Source organism: Buttiauxella sp. S19-1 (assembly GCF_022134725.1).
In the GTDB taxonomy this organism is placed as follows: domain Bacteria; phylum Pseudomonadota; class Gammaproteobacteria; order Enterobacterales; family Enterobacteriaceae; genus Buttiauxella; species Buttiauxella ferragutiae.
In genome coordinates this window covers 1-20,612 of record NZ_JAHWLU010000091.1, presented here as the reverse complement: position 1 = coordinate 20,612, position 20,612 = coordinate 1, and the positions used below count along the sequence as shown (strand labels likewise).

At 47.9% G+C, this 20,612-nt stretch carries 19 protein-coding genes and 2 pseudogenes; 7 read left to right on the top strand and 14 right to left on the bottom strand.

Features of this window, described 5'->3' with window-relative positions:
* The coding region (locus MES37_RS17820) for an AAA family ATPase (RefSeq protein WP_237932198.1) at positions 1-2,088 on the top strand (2,088 nt) is incomplete at its 5' end.
* A gap of 661 nt (positions 2,089-2,749) precedes the next feature.
* Positions 2,750-3,280, top strand: a complete 531-nt coding sequence (locus MES37_RS17815) for a hypothetical protein (RefSeq protein WP_232886918.1) — start codon at positions 2,750-2,752, stop codon at positions 3,278-3,280.
* Between the two features lie 183 nt (positions 3,281-3,463).
* On the opposite strand, the gene MES37_RS17810 is transcribed toward MES37_RS17815, so the two are convergent.
* From MES37_RS17810 to MES37_RS17780, 7 genes are all read right to left on the bottom strand, one after another.
* Entirely contained in the window at positions 3,464-4,585 is a 1,122-nt protein-coding gene (locus MES37_RS17810) for a ribosomal protein uL16 3-hydroxylase (protein ID WP_237932196.1), read from the bottom strand.
* Positions 4,586-4,656: 71 nt separating this feature from the next.
* Entirely contained in the window at positions 4,657-6,117 is a 1,461-nt protein-coding gene (phoQ, locus tag MES37_RS17805; RefSeq protein ID WP_133522642.1) for a two-component system sensor histidine kinase PhoQ, read from the bottom strand.
* 2 nt (positions 6,118-6,119) lie between these two features.
* Entirely contained in the window at positions 6,120-6,791 is a 672-nt protein-coding gene (phoP, locus tag MES37_RS17800; protein ID WP_064547718.1) for a two-component system response regulator PhoP, read from the bottom strand.
* Positions 6,792-6,955: 164 nt separating this feature from the next.
* Positions 6,956-8,326, bottom strand: coding sequence for an adenylosuccinate lyase (gene purB / locus MES37_RS17795; protein ID WP_064547716.1), 1,371 nt, complete (start codon positions 8,324-8,326; stop codon positions 6,956-6,958).
* Between the two features lie 20 nt (positions 8,327-8,346).
* Entirely contained in the window at positions 8,347-8,976 is a 630-nt protein-coding gene (gene hflD, locus MES37_RS17790; protein WP_064547714.1) for a high frequency lysogenization protein HflD, read from the bottom strand.
* Between the two features lie 46 nt (positions 8,977-9,022).
* Positions 9,023-10,144 carry a tRNA 2-thiouridine(34) synthase MnmA gene (gene mnmA, locus MES37_RS17785; protein WP_255424172.1) on the bottom strand — a complete coding sequence of 374 codons (1,122 nt, stop codon included), beginning with the start codon at positions 10,142-10,144 and terminating at the stop codon, positions 9,023-9,025.
* A 54-nt stretch (positions 10,145-10,198) separates the two neighbouring features.
* The gene (locus tag MES37_RS17780) at positions 10,199-10,648 is read right to left on the bottom strand and encodes an NUDIX hydrolase (RefSeq protein ID WP_064547710.1); all 450 of its coding nucleotides are present in this window, start codon (positions 10,646-10,648) and stop codon (positions 10,199-10,201) included.
* Between the two features lie 115 nt (positions 10,649-10,763).
* Here MES37_RS17780 and MES37_RS17775 point away from each other — a divergent pair, with 115 nt between their 5' ends.
* Entirely contained in the window at positions 10,764-11,261 is a 498-nt protein-coding gene (locus MES37_RS17775; RefSeq protein ID WP_064547709.1) for a methylglyoxal synthase, read from the top strand.
* Here MES37_RS17775 and rluE read toward each other — a convergent pair.
* A complete protein-coding gene (gene rluE, locus MES37_RS17770) occupies positions 11,256-11,888 on the bottom strand; it encodes a 23S rRNA pseudouridine(2457) synthase RluE (RefSeq protein WP_064547707.1) in 633 nt (210 codons plus the stop codon). The genes MES37_RS17775 and rluE overlap by 6 nt on opposite strands.
* Positions 11,889-12,022: 134 nt before the next feature.
* Between rluE and icd the strand changes: the two genes are divergently transcribed.
* On the top strand, positions 12,023-13,273 hold the full coding sequence (gene icd / locus MES37_RS17765; RefSeq protein WP_133522638.1) for an NADP-dependent isocitrate dehydrogenase: 1,251 nt from the start codon (positions 12,023-12,025) through the stop codon (positions 13,271-13,273).
* 111 nt (positions 13,274-13,384) lie between these two features.
* On the opposite strand, the gene MES37_RS17760 is transcribed toward icd, so the two are convergent.
* On the bottom strand, positions 13,385-14,521 hold the full coding sequence (locus tag MES37_RS17760) for a phage integrase Arm DNA-binding domain-containing protein (protein WP_237932194.1): 1,137 nt from the start codon (positions 14,519-14,521) through the stop codon (positions 13,385-13,387).
* A gap of 1 nt (position 14,522) precedes the next feature.
* On the opposite strand from MES37_RS17760, the pseudogene MES37_RS17755 reads away from it, so the two are divergent.
* Positions 14,523-14,606: pseudogene (locus tag MES37_RS17755) on the top strand (IS6 family transposase); the annotation flags it as partial.
* 179 nt (positions 14,607-14,785) lie between these two features.
* Here the strand turns inward: MES37_RS17755 and MES37_RS17750 are convergent.
* Both MES37_RS17750 and MES37_RS17745 read right to left on the bottom strand, forming a co-directional pair.
* Positions 14,786-15,550 carry an SDR family NAD(P)-dependent oxidoreductase gene (locus tag MES37_RS17750; RefSeq protein ID WP_237932192.1) on the bottom strand — a complete coding sequence of 255 codons (765 nt, stop codon included), beginning with the start codon at positions 15,548-15,550 and terminating at the stop codon, positions 14,786-14,788.
* 70 nt (positions 15,551-15,620) lie between these two features.
* Positions 15,621-16,841, bottom strand: a complete 1,221-nt coding sequence (locus MES37_RS17745; RefSeq protein WP_443107530.1) for an MFS transporter — start codon at positions 16,839-16,841, stop codon at positions 15,621-15,623.
* A 119-nt stretch (positions 16,842-16,960) separates the two neighbouring features.
* Here MES37_RS17745 and MES37_RS17740 point away from each other — a divergent pair, with 119 nt between their 5' ends.
* Entirely contained in the window at positions 16,961-17,587 is a 627-nt protein-coding gene (locus tag MES37_RS17740; RefSeq protein WP_133522624.1) for a TetR/AcrR family transcriptional regulator, read from the top strand.
* A 48-nt stretch (positions 17,588-17,635) separates the two neighbouring features.
* Positions 17,636-18,553: a LysR substrate-binding domain-containing protein gene (locus MES37_RS17735; RefSeq protein ID WP_237932191.1), complete on the top strand. Its 918-nt coding sequence runs from the start codon at positions 17,636-17,638 to the stop codon at positions 18,551-18,553.
* A 17-nt stretch (positions 18,554-18,570) separates the two neighbouring features.
* Here MES37_RS17735 and MES37_RS17730 read toward each other — a convergent pair whose 3' ends face one another.
* From MES37_RS17730 to MES37_RS17720, 3 genes and pseudogenes are all read right to left on the bottom strand, one after another.
* On the bottom strand, positions 18,571-19,425 hold the full coding sequence (locus MES37_RS17730) for a pirin family protein (RefSeq protein ID WP_237932188.1): 855 nt from the start codon (positions 19,423-19,425) through the stop codon (positions 18,571-18,573).
* Between the two features lie 370 nt (positions 19,426-19,795).
* Positions 19,796-20,155: pseudogene (locus tag MES37_RS17725) on the bottom strand (SOS response-associated peptidase family protein); the annotation flags it as partial.
* Positions 20,156-20,158: 3 nt separating this feature from the next.
* Positions 20,159-20,612 (bottom strand): hypothetical protein (locus tag MES37_RS17720; protein WP_237932186.1); only part of this gene is annotated, 454 nt, incomplete at its 5' end.

Sequence of the window (20,612 nt, the reverse complement as noted above, 5' to 3'; positions counted from 1 at the left end):
GAACATGGGGTGATAACAAAAGACAATCTCTTGAATAATAATTTAAACCTAAAAGTATTTAATCAGGATTTCATTACAAAAAACATTGACTGGGATAATTCGGTTAAAAGTATTTTATTAATAGCTCAGGAGAAAATCGAGGAGAAGAAGAAGTTAGATGAATTGAAAACGGAGTTGGACAAGAAAAACAAACTACATATAAAGAAAAACAAAGATAATGATAAGCTTACTACTGAGATTCAAAAATTTCTAACCGACGCAGCCAAAAGGACCAAAACAAGTTTACAAATTATTGATACTAGCGACTCAAGGTTTTTAAGTTACAACAGAACAAAGCTAGAAAATTTTATCACTTTAAACACTGACCAAATAAAAAATAGTGAATCAATTTTGGATGTTGGTGAAGTAGCTAACTTAACAAAAGCAGCAAATCCCACTCAAAAACCAGAAATAACTATTAGTGTGCCACGCATCGAATCTTCGCTATTAGGCAAGGCGCAAGAGAGATTAAATCACTTATTCAAACAATCCGTCACTAACAAGGTTATTGAGAGTTTGAAAAATAATCAACATATACAGTCATGGGTTTATAGCGGGCTGAATGTTAACAAAGATAGTGATAGTTGTCATTTTTGTGGTAACAAAATATCCCAAGCAAGAATTGAAGAGCTAAATGCACACTTCAATGATGAATATAAAGAGTTTTCAGAAACGCTTAGGAAAGCTAAAATATGGCTTACTAGTCAATTCATAGTCACTGCTAATATTAGTGAGGTTGATATTTATGATGAATATAAAGATGTATTTAAAGGTGAAACATTGTCTTTAAATGTAGATGCCGAGAGAGTTAATAGTTATATCAAGGATTGGGAAGGGAAATTAGATGAAAAAATAAAAAACCCATTCAATGTGGAATTAATGACCACTGAAATACCAGACTCTTTGTTTGTAAGTTATAATCAGCATGTTCTAGAAATAAACAATATGATACTCTCACATAATAAAAAAAGTAGTGATTTTCACAAGGAAACTGCTAAAGTAAAATCTAAACTTGAGTCACATTATGCATCTTCAGAAGTAAAATCGTTTGACTATTTTAAGAAAATATCAACTCGCGATGCAGAAATAAAAAACATACAGAATGATGAAGGTGAATTAAGAAGAATAAAAGCAGAAGTTAAAATTATTGAAGACTCTTTGTCGAATGAAACTATCGCAGCAGAAATATTCAACAAACATCTGCATGGTTTTCTTGGTCGCTCGGAACTTTCCCTTGAGTTTAATAAATTAAAAAATGGATACGAAATACTTAGAGATAACCAAGTTGGACATGCTCCTCATCTTAGTGAGGGAGAGAAAACTGCTATAGCTCTAATTTACTTCATAACTAAGTTAACCGAAAATGACAATAAAGTAAAAGATAGTATTATTGTTTTTGATGATCCTGTTTCTAGTTTTGATTCCAACCATCTATTTCATTCATACTCATTTATAAAAACGTACTGTAATGATGCAAAGCAGCTTTTTTTATTAACTCATAATTTTACATTTTTTAAACTGGCCCGCGATTGGTTCAACACAAACAATAAAAATAGAAAAAGAAAAGAAAAAACCGAAAATGCCTTTTTCTATACCATCGAACCTAGCGCTACAACCCCTCGTTCATCTACAATTTGTAATGCTGACTCTAGCCTGATTGATTATAATTCAGAATACCATTATATTTTCGAGACATTATATAAACACAAAGAGCATCCTCGCCTAACTCGTGAGCAAGCATTTTTCACTGCAAATCTATCACGTAAATTGTTAGAGTCATTCTTAAATTTTAAATATCCAAAACACAGATCTGATCTGTTGCAACTTATGGATACGGCTGCAAAGAAATGCGTGATATTTGATAATAATAAAAAAGAAAAAGTTTACCGGTTTATTAATAAATACTCACATAGTGCAGTTATTGAAATGAATGAGGATATTGCAGAAAATTTAATTGGTGAAGGTGCTAATGTGATTGGAGATATATTTTCATGGATAGAGGAAATTGATAAAACTCATTATGATGAAATGGTAAGTATTTGCCAATAAATTTCTTGAGCAAACCCTCCCTCGTCCAGTGTGGGGAGGGGAAGAAATAATTAGAACTATTAATGGGGTGGAGAATTAATTGAAACCTTATTTTTTCCAAAATTCAGACAAGCATTAAGGCGAGGGGACGTTTAGATTGCCGCATTTATACAGTTGGACAGTGATTCACTAAATTAATCATACGATACTATAACGTAATTGTTTGACGCCTCGTCTTGGATTGCAAAAAAAGGTCTAAAGGTCTGTAGAAAAGCTATCGGCAAATACCGAAACGCCACCCTCACCTAGCTCGATTTTGTCAGGCGGGGCAGGATCTTTTTTTGGATACTGCCTTAATTACCGTATGATTTCTTACAACCATGATAGAGATAAAAATAATTAACTCCTTCACAGTTTTTTCTTATTTAAATATTTTGCCAATTATGCATTTAATACTGTCTTTATATATTATTAACACCCACCTGCAATTCCCAACCCCCATTTTCAATTTATTGTGACCCATGCCGAAGAATTTCGGTTTCCAATAATTAACCACATTTCTACTGTTGACTTACACAGTACTCAAGGAGGAGAGTGGGCGGGTATAAATGAATCGCCCCCGCCTGGTGCTGTAACACCAAACGAGGGCTGACCACAACGTAAACTTCACAGGAGTCACGCTATGGCTATCGCCGATAGTAACACATTCGCTCGTCCTGAAATCACTGCTACTCAATCCGTTATTGCGGGAGATATCGCAGCTTTATTAAAAATACCGTTGGGTGCCACGCATGATTTATTTCAGGTTGTGGATATTTGCCAACGTTATGCTGATGAATTAATCGAAATTCATAATCACTCTGAATATATAGCGTTGTGCGGGCGTTTACTGGCGGGGTTGAATGTACTGAAAGTAGTTTTAAAGTCGCCGTTGCCAAAACATCTAATTGAACAATTAACGGTGAATGAAAATAATTTTGCTGAATGTCGCAATCCACTTTCAACAGATTCAGAGACCGCCTGTGAATATTGTTCTGCATTAACCATGGTTTTATTGAACCAGCAAATAATGCCTGAGCAGCAGGAACAGATCAGCGAATTGTTATTTGAATTATTGACAATGCTGGCAGAGGACTTGAAGGCGCCGCGTTTTATTCGTACGACAATGGGGCTGGCAATGATAGGTGGTGAGGCTGTGCCGGGCATTCATTAAATACCCGTCGCCCTTCAAGATGCAGGGTTGTTGGCTGCTCTCATTCACCCGAATCACTTACTTGAGTAAGCTCATCGGGATTTACTCGATTGCCGCCTACCTGCATCTTGAAGTAGCTTGGGTATTACCACCCGGTGTTCCTGGCTCTCAGCCAGAAAGTGGCTGAGAGCTAGAAGAGAGGGATCAATCCTCGAAGTACCAGTATCCGCTGTTGACCAGAGCGGCTAACATCGCCAGAAACGACGGGTCTTCCAGCGCATCACCAAACATTTCTGCTTTGAGAGTGATATTACTCGCCAGTGCTTCAAGAGCCGGACGGTGCGGGCTGTCAATTTTCTCGCCGTTGACGTAAATCTCATCGGCAATACGCAGCACGCGTAAGCCACCCAAACGAGTAATCGCGTCACCCTGTTTCAGCGCGTCGTAAATCTCATCAGGCTGATATGGCGGTTCTGGCGGAGCGACATCCAGTTCATGTCGTGACTGGGATACGAACTCACCGAACCAGGTTTTGAAGTGCTCAGGCTGATTGATCAGTTCAAGCATCATATTACGCAGGCTGTCCATTTCCTGTGGCAGAACATCCGCAGGATGCTGGCGCGCAGGCACATCAGGGTCGGTATAACGCTGGCTGCCCAGTTCACGTTGCAGCACATAATCGGCAAAACCACTGATCAGCTCGCGGCCACTTGGCGCGCGGAAACCGACAGAGTAGTTCATCGAGTTTTCCAGCGAGTAGCCTTCGTGTGGGAAACCTGGTGGGATATAGAGAATATCGCCCGGCTCCATCTCTTCGTCGATGATGGCATCGAACGGTTCAACTTGCAGCAAATCAGGATGCGGACAGTGCTGTTTCAGAGCGACTTTTTCCCCGACACGCCAGCGACGGCGGCCAACACCCTGAATGATAAATACGTCGTACTGGTCGTAATGCGGGCCAACGCCGCCGCCAGGCACCGAGAACGAAATCATTAAATCGTCAATTCGCCAGTCCGGCAGCGCGCGGAACGGGCGCATTAACCGCGCACTTTGTTCGTGCCAGTGGTTAACGGCCTGAACCAGTAAAGACCAGTTGTTTTCGCCCAGATGATCGTAGCTCTGGAATGGGCCGTGGCTGACTTGCCATCTGCCGTCGTTATGGCTGACCAGGCGGCTGTCCACCTCGTTTTCCATAGCAAGGCCTGCCAGTTCATCCGGGGAGATTGGGTCGATGAAGTTTTTGAAGCCACGTTTTAGAACCACCGGGCGTTTCTGCCAGTAGTTCGCGATGAAATCGGGCCAATTTAGGTCGAGTTGATAGTCCATATTATTATCCGGCAGGTGAAGGAGCCTGCCGAGGATTATAACGGATGGTGCTGCCGGTTACGGGAGTATTTTCAATCTTCTTCTCGGTCTGGACGCTGGCGCGCAAAAATCACTTCCATCCGTGTGCCGCCCAGTTCGCAGCTCGAGGCCTTGATTTGACCATCGTACTGTTCGACGATTTCGCGAGCGACCGATAAACCCACACCCTGGCCCGGCCGTAAGGTATCGGCACGTTGCCCACGGTCAAACACCAGGCTGCGTTTGCTTTCCGGGATGCCCGGGCCATCGTCATCAACAAATAAATGCAGCGTGTCGTCCAGTTGGCGGCCTGAAATCTCAACAAACTCAAGGCAGTATTTACAGGCGTTATCCAGCACGTTGCCCATCACTTCCATAAAGTCATTCTTCTCACCGACAAAGGTGATTTCCGGCGAGATATCCAGCGTGATATTCACGCCTTTACGCTGATACACTTTATTGAGCGCCGAACAGAGGCTGTCGAGTAATGGGGCGACGGAATGAAGCTCCCGGCTAAGTAACGGGCTGTCGCCACGCATACTGGCGCGATGCAAATAGTAGCCAATTTGCTGCGAAATACGGCTGATTTGCTCAAGCATTACCGGCTCCGCTTCTTCGATATTCTGTTTATTGGTTCGTAACGAACGCAGGGTGGTTTGCAGTACCGCCAACGGTGTTTTCAGGCTGTGGGTTAAATCCGTCAATGTGGTGCGGTATTTGTCATAGCGGTCGCGCTCGGTACGCAACAGGCGATTAAGATTGCGCACAAGGCTGGTCAACTCGCGAGTCGTTTCGGGGTTCAGGCTGTCGCGGTCATGTTTTTCAAGCTCGCGCACTTCTTTCGCCAGCGCTTCAATTGGGCGCAAACTCCAGCGCGCGGCGAACCAAAGCAACGGGATCACTAACAACAGGTTGGCGAGGAAAACGCAGGTAAACAGGCTCCACACCGTATACGAACGTTTTAATTCGATAGGAATGGTGTCGACAACCACAATGGTTAAGGCGGGCATTTTACCCATGGCTGGGTATTTGTTGACTGCAACTGAGTGGCTGACTTCATCGCTGTAATCGCCATCATAAAAATCTTTGAGTTGGTTCTGGAGCTTTTCATCGTTACCCAGCAAGGCGTGACTGGTATCAAAATTCGCGTCCAGATCGTGAAAACCATCGCTGACCAGCCACTCTTTCTTTATCTGTTGCACCACATGCGGCAAATCACGTTGAGCCCACATCAGGTTACCTTTTTCATCATAGATAAGGGCCATCGTCGGGGTTTTCAGATTAAGATTTTCAGGAATAACGACATTAATTTTACCGTTCTCGTAGGTTGAGAGGGTATAAAACAGGTTGCTCTCCCCGCGCAGTAAACGGAAAGTTGTTTTATCAAAACTGATGTTGTAACCCACCAGCGCCACTAAACCGTAGGCCAGTGACAGCACCATGACGACCACGGCGGTCGCCAGTAAAAAGCGAACCCGTAGCGATAACGGTAAAAAATGTCGGCTTAATTTCATGGTTAACGCAGGTCGAAACGGTAGCCCTGACCACGTACTGTGGTGATAGCTTCATGCTGATACTCAGCCAGAATCTTTTTGCGTAGGCGGCCCATCAGCACATCAATGGTGTGGCTTTCGCGCAGTTCGGCATCGGGGTAAAGCTGGAGCATTAATGAATCTTTGCTGACGACTTTGCCATGGTTGCGAATCAGCGTTTCCATAATGGTGTATTCGAACGCGGTCAGCTTGATGAGGTTGTCATTAATGAGCAGTTCGCGGCGTGACAAATCAACCTGGAAGGGGGGCAGAGAAATTACCTGTGAAGCCAGGCCACTGTTGCGGCGCATTAACACCTGCATGCGGGCAACCACTTCTTCAAGATGAAACGGTTTGGTCACGTAATCATCGGCACCGGCACCCAGCACTTCGACCTTATCCTGCCAGCCTTCACGCGCGGTAAGCACCAGAATAGGAATCGTCACGTCGTGACTGCGCCAGCGGCGAATCAGGCTCAGGCCATCTTCATCGGGCAGCCCTAAATCGACAATGGCAATATCGGGGGTATGTTCACTCAGGAAATAGTCTGCTTCTTTGGCATCTTCAGCGGCATCAACCTGATGGCCGGACTCACGCAACTGAACCTTGAGGTGGTGGCGTAACAGAGCATTATCTTCCACAACGAGTACACGCATTCGATTTCCCCAGTCTATAAATGGCATTGATAGTTTAACGCTAATTATGACGGGGAGGGGATAAACCTTGGGTAAACAGTTGGATTGGTGTTGAGTTTAGGACGCCCTCGGAAAATCCCCTCTCCAGGGGGAGAGGGTTAGGGTGAGGGCGTCCAGGCTTACAATTATTTCAACTCATCAACCATAGTAATAGCGCGGCCAATATAGTTAGCTGGCGTCAGCTCTTTCAGGCGAACTTTCTCTTCTTCTGGCAGTTCGAGGCTGTCGATAAACTGTTTCATGCCTTCAGCATCGACGCGTTTACCGCGAGTCAGCTCTTTCAGTTTCTCGTACGGCTTTTCAATTCCGTAACGGCGCATCACGGTTTGAATCGGCTCAGCCAGCACTTCCCAGTTGAGATCCAGCTCTGCCAGCAGACGGTCGCGGTTCACTTCCAGTTTACTCACACCTTTCAGGGTGGACTGGTAGGCAATCAGCGCGTAGCCAATGCCCACGCCCAGGTTACGCAGTACGGTGGAGTCAGTCAGGTCACGCTGCCAGCGGGAAACCGGTAGTTTGCTCGCCAGGTGTTGCAGCATTGCGTTGGACAAGCCCAGGTTGCCTTCGGAGTTTTCGAAGTCAATTGGGTTAACCTTGTGCGGCATGGTGGAAGAGCCGATTTCGCCTGCTATGGTTTTCTGCTTGAAGTGATTCAGGGCGATGTAACCCCAAACATCACGATCAAAGTCGATCAGAATGGTGTTGAAACGCGCGATGCAGTCGAATAATTCAGCGATGTAATCGTGTGGTTCGATCTGCGTGGTGTACGGGTTCCACTGGATGCCCAGAGAAGTCACGAACTCCTCGCTGAACTGGTGCCAGTCAACTTCCGGGTAAGCCACCATGTGCGCGTTATAGTTGCCGACCGCACCGTTGATTTTACCGAGGATGTCCACTTTCTCTAACTGACGGAACTGGCGCTCCATACGGTATGCCACGTTTGCCATCTCTTTACCCATGGTCGATGGGGTAGCAGGCTGGCCGTGGGTACGGGAAAGCAGTGGGATGTCGCGATACTGAACCGACAGGTCTTTCACCGCATCGATAACTTTACGCCAGTACGGCAGTACCACATCTTTGCGGGCTGTTTCCAGCATCAACGCATGGGACAGGTTGTTGATGTCTTCTGAAGTACAGGCGAAGTGGATAAATTCAGATACCGCATGCAGGGCAGGGATAGCCGCTACTTTTTCTTTCAGAAAGTACTCAACGGCTTTTACGTCGTGATTGGTGGTGCGTTCAATGGTTTTGATGCGTGCAGCATCTTCTACACTAAACTCAGCGACAATTTTATCAAGGTAACCGATTGCGTCTGCGTCAAAAGCAGGAACTTCCTTGATCGCTGTGTGCGTGGCCAGTTTTTGCAGCCAACGTACTTCGACTTGTACGCGAAATTTCAGCAGACCAAATTCGCTGAAAATAGCGCGCAGAGCGCTGACTTTGTCACCGTAACGTCCATCAACGGGGGATACGGCGGTCAGTGAGGATAATTCCATAAGTTACAACTCCAAAGAGGTTAACAATGAGCAAGAATTTGTTTGGCCTGAGCACACAGGCGACTACGAGAAAACATTAACTGCAAACGTCCACCGCCAACCTGGTGCCAGAGCACAGCGGCGCGAATACCGGCCAGCAACGAGGCGCGGACTTTGCTTTGTACCTGCGGGCTTTGCAGCACGGCAGGGGAACCGGTGACCTGAATCCGTGGGCCTAGTGGGCTGATGACATCAACATAAATACCCGCCATGGCGCTCAGCAGCGTATCGGACTCAAGATCAAAATGTTCAAGCTGACGTTGTAAGCCAGAAATACTGGAACCGAGCTTATCCATCGCGCCTTTGCTGCCGTGAAGTTTACGCTCCAGCACCATCAGGCTCAGGGTATAACGCGTTAATTCAGCGTTCATGCCCTGGCGATTGCTGGCGTTCAGCACGCCCAGCAAGGTTTCGAGGCCCAATTTCAGGTTGGCTTCATTTCCACCAAAAACGTCCAGCGTGGAGCCTGGGTTTTGGTCGATAACGCTGTTCAACGAAACATGCAGCGCATCGTTATCACAATGCCCCTGGTGAGCCAATTGCTGAACCAGACGGGCAGACTGGCAGATCCCTGCCAGCGCGATAGTGATGTCATAGTAATTTTTGGCCACGAAGGTATTCGTCCTTGTTTGCGATGTTTGCGATTAAACTTTGCGATTAAACAACAAGCGGCAGACGCTGCTCAATAACACCACCACCGAGGCACACTTCACCGAGATAGAACACGGCTGACTGGCCTGGGGTGACGGCGGCAACGGGCTCGTCAAAACGCACTTCAATACGATCCGCATCAAGCGGCGTAATGGTGCAAGGAAGATCGGTCTGGCGATAACGCGTTTTTACTGTGCATTTCAACGGCTCGGTCAGCGTTTCGCGGTCGACCCAATGAAGTTGCTGCGCAATCAAGCCAACGGACATCAGTCGTGGATGCTCACTACCTTGTGCAACCACCAGAATATTGTTCTCAACGTCTTTATCGACCACATACCACGGATCTTCGCTACCTTCTTTGGTGCCACCGATACCCAGACCTTTACGCTGTCCCAGCGTGTGGTACATCAACCCCTGATGCTCACCAATAGCTTCACCATCAACGGTGATGATTTTACCCGGCTGTGCAGGCAGGTAACGGCCGAGGAATTCGCGGAATTTGCGCTCGCCAATAAAGCAGATACCGGTAGAGTCTTTTTTCTTCGCGGTGATCAAGTCTAACTCTTCCGCAATACGGCGCACTTCTGGCTTTTCCAGTTCGCCGACCGGGAACAGGCTTTGCGCAATTTGTTCATGGCCAAGTGTATAGAGGAAGTAGCTTTGATCTTTATTGCTGTCTAAACCGCGCAGCAGGCGGCTTTTTCCGTCCACGTCTTCGCGACGCACGTAGTGACCGGTGGCGATGTAGTCGGCACCTAAATCTTCAGCGGCAAATTCGAGGAAGGCTTTAAATTTGATTTCTTTGTTGCACAGAATATCCGGGTTGGGTGTGCGCCCGGCTTTGTACTCTTCCAGGAAGTGTTCAAACACGTTATCCCAGTATTCTGCGGCAAAGTTTACGGTGTGCAGTTCAATGCCGAGTTTGTCACAAACGGCTTGTGCGTCTGCTAAATCAGCGGCTGCGGTGCAGTACTCCTCGCCATCGTCCTCTTCCCAGTTCTTCATGAACAGGCCTTCCACCTTGTAACCCTGTTGTTGTAACAAGTAAGCGGAAACGGAGGAATCGACACCGCCGGACATCCCGACGATCACTTTTTTCTGGCTGTTATCAGACATGGAGTCACTCACGACATTGAACTTAAAGGCGGCGTATTCTAGCACGCATCACCGGGCCTGGCACCCTTAACTAAAGGGCCAATTAAATGCACCCAGCATGCTGAGCGGATAACGTTCAGCGCGTTGATAGCAGCGAATACTCTCAGCGACTAAAGGTGAGCGTAAATTTTCAGCGTTAACAATTTGTTGCGGATCCAGCCATAAACAACGATCGATGTCGCTGTCATGCGGCGAGGTAGGGAGTTGTTCTTCAAGATCGATGGCAAACAGAAATCGCAGAAAAGGAGTGTTATCCGGGGCTATCCATTGGTGCATGCGGATAAACGTTTGCGGTTGCGCAGAAATACCGGTTTCTTCATATAATTCGCGCGTAGCGGCTTCAACCAGTGTTTCGTCAGCTTCCAGATGCCCGGCAGGCTGATTCCACGTGGCTTTGCCATTGATTGTTTCTTCAACAACTAAAAATTTCCCCTGCGCCTGAACGACGCAAGCGACGGTAACGTGTGGTTTAAACATCGTTATTCTCCCTGTCTCAAATTCATTAGCATGATCATTTTAAAGTGATCTGGATCACATTTTTACCTTGTGCCATATACTCGTGAGGTTTGGCACTTTCCACGAGGGTACTTCGATGCAACTTACCACGCGCATTATGCCGCAGAGCAAACGTATCGCTTTAGTGGCACACGATCCTTGCAAACCTGACCTTCTCAACTGGGCCGTTGATAACCAAATGGCGCTCAGCAACCATATCATTTATGCAACCGGTACCACGGGGAACCTGTTGCAATCCCACACTCGTTTGTCCGTTCTGGCATTAATGAGCGGTTCAATTGGCGGCGATCAACAGCTTGGTTACTTGATTGCCTCGGGCCAGATTGATGTGCTTATCTTCTTCTGGGACCCGCTGAGTGCCGTGCCCCATCACTCTGATGTAAAAGCGTTAATGCGGCTGGCAACGGCCTGGAATATACCGATTGCCAGCAATGCCTGTAGCGCGAACTTCCTGATTCATTCATCTTTATTTGAACAAGCTCTGGAAATTACCGTCCCGGATGGTGATGCTTTCCTCAGCAGCCGGGTTTCTCACGTTACGCAACATGGTGTTAATACGCAGCAGCTTTTATAGCGAATCCAGCGGAATCTCCCGCCATTCACCCGGTGCCAAACCGGCAAGCTCAAGATTGCCCATAGAAAAACGTATCAGGCGTAGCGTTGGATAACCGACATGCGCCGTCATCCTTCGCACCTGTCTGTTTCGCCCTTCGTATAAGGTGATTTTCAACCAACTTGTTGGAATCGCTTTACGCTCACGAATAGGCGGATTTCTCGCCCATATCCACTCCGGCTCGCAAACCAGTTCAGCGCCAGCGGGCAGGGTAGGACCGTCGTTTAGCGTGATTCCGTTACGCAGTGATTCCAGTGCTTCTTCCGTAGGCAAACCTTCAACCTGCACGAAATAAATCTTACCGGTGCGTTTGCCTGGCTGAGTCAGTTGCGCCTGTAATGCGCCATCGTTGGTTAATACCAGCAAACCTTCGCTATCGCGATCTAAACGACCTGCCGCGTAAATTCCTTGTAATGGTATGTAATCTTTCAGCGTGCTGCGACCCGCTTCATCGGTAAATTGCGGTAGCACATCGTAGGGTTTATTGAAGATAACCAGCCGCTTCGGCCCACTTGTTGCGGGCTTTTTGACTGGGCGTCGCGTGCTGAATCGTTTAACTGTTGGATTTCTAAAAGAAGTTTTATTCATAGTGTTTTCAGACGTCAGGGATTAACGCATTATAACGGAAATCACCAGTGATTGGCGCGGGCCTGATATTCAAGTAGTATTGACACGCACATTACAAATCATTAACAAAAAGAAGCGCTCGAAGGAGAAGGTTAATGGAAAGCAAAGTAGTTGTTCCGGCGGAAGGTAAAAAGATCACCCTGCAAGATGGCAAACTGAATGTTCCTCACAACCCAATCATTCCTTTCATTGAAGGTGATGGTATCGGTGTGGACGTGACGCCAGCGATGATTAAGGTGGTTGATGCTGCCGTGCAGAAGGCCTACAAAGGCGAGCGGAAAATTTCCTGGATGGAAATCTATACCGGCGAAAAATCTACCCAACTTTATGGCCAGGATGTCTGGCTGCCAGAAGAAACTCTGGACCTGATTCGTGATTACCGCGTGGCGATTAAAGGGCCACTGACCACGCCAGTTGGCGGCGGCATTCGTTCCCTGAACGTTGCTCTGCGTCAGCAGCTTGACCTGTACGTGTGCCTGCGCCCGGTGCGTTACTACCAGGGCACTCCTAGCCCGGTTAAACACCCAGAGCTGACCAACATGGTTATCTTCCGTGAAAACTCAGAAGATATTTATGCCGGTATCGAGTGGAAGGCTGACAGCGCTGAAGCTGAAAAAGTCATCAAATTCCTGCGTGATGAAATGGGCGTAACGAAAATTCGTTTCCCTGAACATTGCGGTATCGGCATCAAGCCGTGCTCAGAAGAAGGCACCAAACGCCTGGTTCGTGCAGCCATCGAATACGCAATCACCAACGACCGTGATTCTGTGACCCTGGTTCACAAAGGCAACATCATGAAATTCACCGAAGGTGCTTTCAAAGACTGGGGCTACCAACTGGCGCGTGAAGAGTTCGGCGGCGAACTGATTGATGGCGGCCCATGGGTGAAACTGAAAAACCCTAACACCGGCAAAGAAATCGTTGTAAAAGACGTGATCGCCGATGCGTTCCTGCAACAGATCCTGCTGCGCCCTGCTGAATATGATGTTATCGCTTGTATGAACCTGAACGGTGACTACATCTCCGACGCCCTGGCAGCTCAGGTTGGCGGTATCGGTATCGCACCAGGTGCAAACATCGGTGACGAATGCGCACTGTTCGAAGCGACCCACGGCACTGCACCAAAGTATGCTGGCCAGGATAAAGTGAACCCAGGTTCTATCATCCTTTCCGCAGAAATGATGCTGCGTCATATGGAATGGTTCGAAGCGGCTGACTTAATTGTTAAAGGTATGGAAGGCGCGATTAACGCGAAAACCGTAACTTACGATTTCGAACGCCTGATGGATGGCGCTAAGCTGCTGAAATGTTCAGAGTTTGGCGATGCAATGATCAAGCATATGTAATTAGCGATTTCGCTGATTTCGAAGCGGGAGCCTGGTGCTCCCGTTTTTTATGGTCACTCTGAAAAGCTCTCTGCAAAACTCTTCTGCAAAACTGGGTGAAATTTGTACTGGTTAAATAGCTAAAACAATCCAGTCTTTTCCTCGATCATCGTTATACCGATCAGTCATTGCCTGATTTTTATGGCCCAATAATTTTTGTGTGTCGATTCCTTGTGCCCGGTAAAGTCGTTCTGATAAGGATCGTTGTTCATGGAAGGTGGGGGGCGTTCCTTCTTTCCATTTCAGACCACTGTTATCCCTGACGCGAGAAAAAGAAGTGGTTATCGATGCAGTTGAAACTGGTCCGCCACGCTTAGCTTTCCCTGTTGTGTGATGAATATGCAAAATATGCGGACTGATAATCATGTCACGGCATCTGGCTATCACTTCGCGCAGCGTTATATCCAGTTCGTTGCAGCGTAAAGAAAGGGGGATTGCTAGTTTCATCCCTGTTTTCTCCTGTTCTACATGCAGGTGATCATCCCAGATATCTGAAAACCTCATCCGAGAAATATCCCCCAGGCGTTGCCCTGTTACGACGGCAAGCAGCATAGAATTCTGTACATAGTTTTGACTGTTTTCGGCGGTGTTGAATATTATCCGCCACTCATCAATGCTAAACCTCTCACGCTGAACTTTATTGATTGGTTTTCTTGTGGCCAGCGCCGGGTTATAACCCGGTTCGACCTCACCGGCATGCTGAGCTTCTTTATAAACATCGACCAGAACCATTCGAACAATCTGGGCCATACGCCGTTGTCCGCGAATTTTATACTCTTCAATAATGGTCGCGATATCTCGAGCACCAACTGACTGCAATTCCATTGAGCCGCATTCTCGGCGGAATACTTCTACGGGCGCTGATTTTTGTTTAAAGGTGTTGAGTTTAATTTCTCCAGCACTCAGCCTTTCGTTTTGAAATTTCATGTAGCTATCGAGCCAACTGGTTACCGTGATTGAAAGTCCGAGTTTAGTGCTGATTTTTTCGCGTATAGAGAACAGTTGCTTCATCTTTTGCTCAGCCAAGCGAGTGTTGGCTTCGATGGCAATACCTCTAGCTTCCTCTTCGTTATCACCTAAACCGTGAAATTTTCCGGTTACAGGATGCTTATAACGCCAGTAAACTTTTTTGGTTCTGGCGTCGGTGTAGCAGGACAGACCGGGGATATTCACGTTGTATTTAGCTGCTCTGCAGCTTACATCACCCATGTTGCGTAAAGGACAGGCTGCGTCATTTTATTATGGACATCCCCAGGGAGAGGAGCGTCTGGTGAACAAAGTATTTGGGATTTAGGTCTTTTTTTCAATGAGAACACCTGGTTTGCGATCCTGTTTGCAACAGAGCCAGTTACAGTACGCCCAGCTTTTGGTGTTGACAGTCACAACACTCCACTCCCGGTCAGCCAAAAGTAGCCACTCATGGCTGACTGAGAAGCGGCATGGCAAACACAGTCGTTCTTATTAAATCACCCGTTAGACTGAGGCACCGCCGTCCACGACCAGATCCTGGCCGACTGTGTAGGCGGCTCCGTCGGAGCACAACCAAAGTACGGCAGAAGAAACTTCGTCCAGGCTTGCGACACGCCTGGACGGATTGGTCGCTGCGACGCGCGTATCGCGTGCCGCTTTGTCTTCTCCCACGCGGTAAGACATCGATGTATCAACAGGGCCGGGGCTGACACTGTTAATACGGATACCATGACTAATAGCTTCCAGCGCTGCGGTTCGCGTGAGGACGGTCACTGCCGCTTTGGAGGCGGCATAGGCACCTGTTCCTGGTCGAGTGAGGTGATAACCGACATTCGAGGCAATGTTGATAATGACGCCGTTACCGCCTTGATGCTTCATTGCGAGGATTTCATGCTTCAGACATAGCCATGTACCGACAGTATTGGTTGTCAGGATTTTCTGGAAGGTATCAAGCTCTGTCTCGTCAATGGTACCGGCACTAAACATACCTGCGCCGTTGACCGCGATGTCCAGTCGCTCGCGGCCAGCGAGCGCTTTATCCAGAAGTGTCTGCACGCTCACTTCATTCGTGATATCAGCTTCTACCGCCAAATAGCTTCCTCCCTTACGCTCGATTTCCACGCCGGTTTGCTGAAGTTCGGCGATACGCCGACCAACCAGTACCACGCGGGCGCCTTCCGCCGCTAAAGCAATGGCAACATGTCGACCGATACCAGAACCGGCTCCAGTGACCAGGGCATTTTTTCCGTTGAGAGAACCTGTGTTCATTTGTACTCCTTTGTCATCACGTTTTTGAAAAATACCGGGCAACAATTTGCCGGTGTGGGTAGGTAAAAAGTCATCTTGTTGAGTCTCGCGGTCCTAATCTAAAACCGTGCTCTTTGGCAAGCCAGACCACGACAAGAGCGGCCAGCAGTAAGGCCAACAATATCCATGGAAAAGATGCAACGCCGTTCGTTACGAGCAATAGTCCGCCAACTAAACCGCCGCCAGCGATAGCCAGATTCCAGGCCGTCACTACCATCGACTGCGCAACATCAGAATTCTCTCCAGCCGTATCGGCTGAAGCCGTCTGTAATAATGTCGGCGCACCACCAAAAGTCAGCCCCCAAACAGCAACGCTAAGGTAAACTACGATCGGCACCGTGCCGCCGATCTGGAGTACCGCAGCGACGAGAGCAAATGTGCCTAAGCTGGTCATCACCAGTAAGCGTAGCCATCGATTGACCAACAAGCCCACGACCCAAATCCCAAGCAACGAGGCGATGCCAAACACCAGCAGTACAACATCCACTCGACTGGAAAGTCCGGCGGATGCCAGGAAGGGTACGATATAGGTGTAGAGAATGTTGTGCGCCAGCATCCAAGCCAGAATCACAATCAGCACTGGACGCATGCCCGGGGTTGTGAAGACCTCGCGCACTGGCATGCGTTGGCCTGCTTCTTGCCCCGGATAGTCAGGTACTTTGAGCAGTACCCAAAACACCAGCGCTAACGTCAGTCCCGAGATAATCCCGAAGGTGCTGCGCCAACCAACCATCGTTCCAACCGAGGTCCCTAAAGGCATACCCAACGACAGCGCCAAAGGCACTCCTACCATCGCTATCGCCATGGCCTGTCCTTGCAAGGGGGCACTCACCATGCGTCGTGCATATCCAGCCAGCAACCCCCACGCCAGCCCTGCCGCGACACCCGCCAGGAAACGTGCGATTAATGTCAATGGATAGCTGGTTGATAGCGCGGTAATAGTGTTGAAAATGAGAAACCCGATGATCGCCAGCAGCAAAACTGACCGTCTACGCCAGCCTCTGGTTGCGGCAGTCAACGGGATGGCTGTCAGAAGTGAGCCGAGGGAGAAGACGGTCATGAGTTGCCCCCCCATGGCATCTGATACGTGTAGCCCCTCACTTATCTGTGGTAGTAAGCCAGCCGGAAGGATTTCGGTCAGCATAGCCACGAAGCCGGTCATTGCCAGAGCGAGCAAACCCGCACGGGGAAGCGTTTCGGCTGTAGGAGTGCAAACGATGCCCGGCACTGGCGATGAAACCGTTTTATTCATTGTCGATCTCTTATGCACATTTATATCGATTGGTATAAATATAATGATATTCGTCCCGGCTGGTCAATCACTTTTGTATCGGTTAGTATTTAAGTCTCCTGTCTTAGAAAGAAACTTCCATGGCAAAAATGGGGCGCCCCCGCAACTTCGATCGAGATGAAGCGATCAATCAGGCCATGCTTCTTTTTTGGGAACACGGCTACGAATCCACCACGCTCACCCTGCTTAAGGAGGGGATGGGGGGAATTTCCGCGCCGAGTTTTTATGCGGCCTTCGGCTCGAAGGAGTTGTTGTTCCAGGAAGTGGTGGGGCGTTATATCGGGATGTATGGGCAGGTTGTTGCCAGCCTTTGGGATGAATCGTTGCCACCGAAAGAGGCCATTGAGCAATCATTGCGGCGTTCGGCAAGGATGCAGACAGACCGCAGCCACCCTCTGGGTTGCCTGCTGGTGCTTTCAGCCAGCACCTGTTCACCAGAAAATAGACATATCCAGAAAGCGATGGCTAACGAGCGCTCCAGGTCACGAGCGGGTCTGAACGCTTGCGTGCAGCGCGCCATCACTGCGGGCGAGTTGGCTCCTGCAACTGATCCGGCCGTGCTTGGCGCGGTGTTCTATACCTTCCTGACCGGGATTTCCATGCAGGCACGGGATGGCGTGCCGCTTTCCCAGCTGAATGCGGCTATCAGCCAGGTTATGCGCGTGTGGGATAGCTGCGCGTCGGATGTTTGTGACGTCGCACGTTAACCGTTGTCGCTGCCTGAGCTTGTTTGGGTATCCAGGGGAGCCTCTCAAATGTTAAATCTGATCAATGTATTCTCTTTCGTACAGGTGGTGAACCATGAGGGTTTTACTGCCGCAGCTAAGGTTCTACATATATCAAAGTCAACGTTAAGTCTGCGTGTTCAACAGCTTGAGAGTGAGCTTGGGGTGCAGTTGCTTAACCGAAACTCACGAAAGCTTGGACTCACCAATGTAGGTGGTGAGTTCTATCATCACGCGCAGTCCTTGCTTCGGGAGGTTGAGGCGGCAGAAAATGTGGGCCGTCAACGACAATCGGAACCCAGTGGTACCATTCGGATCACATCGTCCGTAACAGTGGCGCAGTTTGCGTTACGCACAGTACTTCCCGGTTTTATGGACAAATTTCCGAAAGTCAGTATTGAACATCATGCTACAGATATCATTACAGATATCATTGGTGAGGGGTATGATCTGGCCATTCGTGGTCATTCGGGGCCTCTTCCTGATTCATCGCTGATACAACGTCCCCTGGTGAAGGTTTCCTGGCATTTATTTGCTTCTGAGAGCTACCTAACGCAGAAAGGGACACCACAACATCCCGATGATCTTTTGACTCACAATGCCATCGCTTTTGGCCGCGGCACGGCTCAGCGTTGGTCACTACGACACCAGGACGGATCAATGGTTATCGTGCCTTATACCGCGCGCGTTGTGAGCAACAACATGGTTGCGCTTAAACAGTTCGCTGAAGCGGGTTTGGGGTTGGTCGCCCTGCCGGATTATGTGTGCCGTGAAGATATGGCTGAAGGCAGGTTGGCCCGCGTATTACCGCTATGGTGTGCAGGTGATTCACAACTGACAGCCGTGGCTCCTGTTCAGCAGGGGTGGTTGTCATCGGTTCGCGAGTTATTAGATTATTTGGTTGATGCGTTACCTCATGCCCTCGCCAGTCGCAGGGACCCCATTTAATGGGGCCTGTTACTCGATCAACACGGTTTATAGACAACAGTACCGAACTTACCAGCGTGAAAATCATTCACCGCTTTCTCAAGTGAAGTTTCGCTTTCGAAGACAAATGGGCCGCGGGCAATTACCGGTTCATCGATCCGTTCAGCAGACAAAATAACACAATGAGCACCTTCACTTCCCTTCAGCTTGATAGTGCCACCCTGGTCATCGGCACTGATGCAGACCGCCTGATCTACTCCAATTTCACGGCTGTTATCAATTGTGATATGCCCCTTAATCACATGAATCCACGCATTCCATTTACCCGGCATAGGCACTTCAATATCGACATTCTTTTTTTGAAATTGTACGTCAAGCATCAGTATTGGACGGGGAGCCCGGGTTAAAGAACGATGTCCCTGAAAGTCCCCGGCTACGACACGCACTCGACTCCCTTCGTTTTCGATGATCGGCATCTTATCGCTGCTGATGTGGAAGGAATCTGCGGGCAAATTTTTCTGTGCTGCCGGTAAATTGACAAAAATTTGCAGGGCATGAATATGGGATTGCGTTCCAACAGGAATCTGTGTGTGCATAATTCCCCGACCAGCCATGGTCCAGTGGAGGTCACCTGCACCAAATATCGCATTATTGCCAAGAGAATCCTGGCTCACCATCGTGCCTTTCGTATCTTCAAAAACCAGCGTTACGGCAGAGAAACCTGCGTGTGGGTGAACATCAAACGTAGGTTCCCACATGTGAAAATGATCAACCATAACAAAAGGTGACATCATTGCAGCAGGGAACAAATCATGTCGAAATTGGGTGATGGTGCACCCTGTACCTACCGGGTGCGTCGTTGCCGTAATGACATTTGATAGTTGAGTGCTCATTTAAACTCCTGTGCTTATTTTTGATTCTTAGGCTGAGGCATAATCCGAATGCGATGAACAATGCACCGACAACTTACTGAGCGAAGGTTTTAGATTAAATGTTGAGATTTATTGCTCCGTAAAATGAAAGCGAGTTGAGAACTGAATAGTACGTATCCACTCATTATTTTAGAAGCCAGTAAATGTATGACGCTGTGTTTAATAAAACAGGACAAAGACAACAGGTGTATTGTGTCTGACGCGGATAGCCTGAGTTTAACTGACACTCCTTCCTGAATTCCGGACCATTCACTTTTAGAGACCTTCCGACAAACTGATTTTGTGCGTGCGAGGCTAATTTCCGCTGATCGCTCGCAGCTGACAGCCCTTATTAATGGTCAATATTACTGATCAAATCCTTACTCTGATTTTTCACATTACCCACAGCTCGAGTTACAGGATGCCAGGTAAATTCATCTGATGGCACAGCTGTATCAAGCGCAAGTTCGCTGGCCTGTGCCGCTGTTGTTTCAGGATTCATCCATTCCAGTGCAGCTTCTGGTGTAAATACCAGCGGCCTGCGGTCGTGAATATCGACCAGACCTTTATCGGCCGCCGCAGTCACAATCAAAAATCCCTCTGCTTCATCCCCTGAATCAAACGGCTGTTTGCCAATCGCGGCAAAGTAGAGCGGCTTCCTATCTTTCCTGTAGATGTAATACGGCAGCTTTTTGTCCCCTTCCTTTTTCCATGCTTAATTTACAATCCCTGGTAGAGCTTCTCTCAAAATCTCCAACTCTTTTTTGTTTGCTTTAATCCAAAGTTTTTTCAAGTTTGGCATCGAAGCCAAGACATCTACTGTTTCTTCAGCCTTAATTACATTCGTTTCAACTAGATATAACGCAAAAATATTTCTATTTCCACGTAACTCGCTAATACTGGACAACTGTGGGTTCCCACTGAGATCTAGAATTCTTACGCTATCAAGCATTGTAATGATAGGGCCAACATCTAATTTCTGACATTTATTTAAAGATAAATAGCTTAAGCCCTGGATATTCCCGGTAATCTCAGAGAGTTTTCTTGCATGGGTCACACTTAATGACTCTACTGAATTCGAACATAAATCTATTGACTCCAATGAACGAACGATGGAGCAGTTCAATGAAATAGCCACATCTACTCTTACATTATTTATTTTAGAGTTG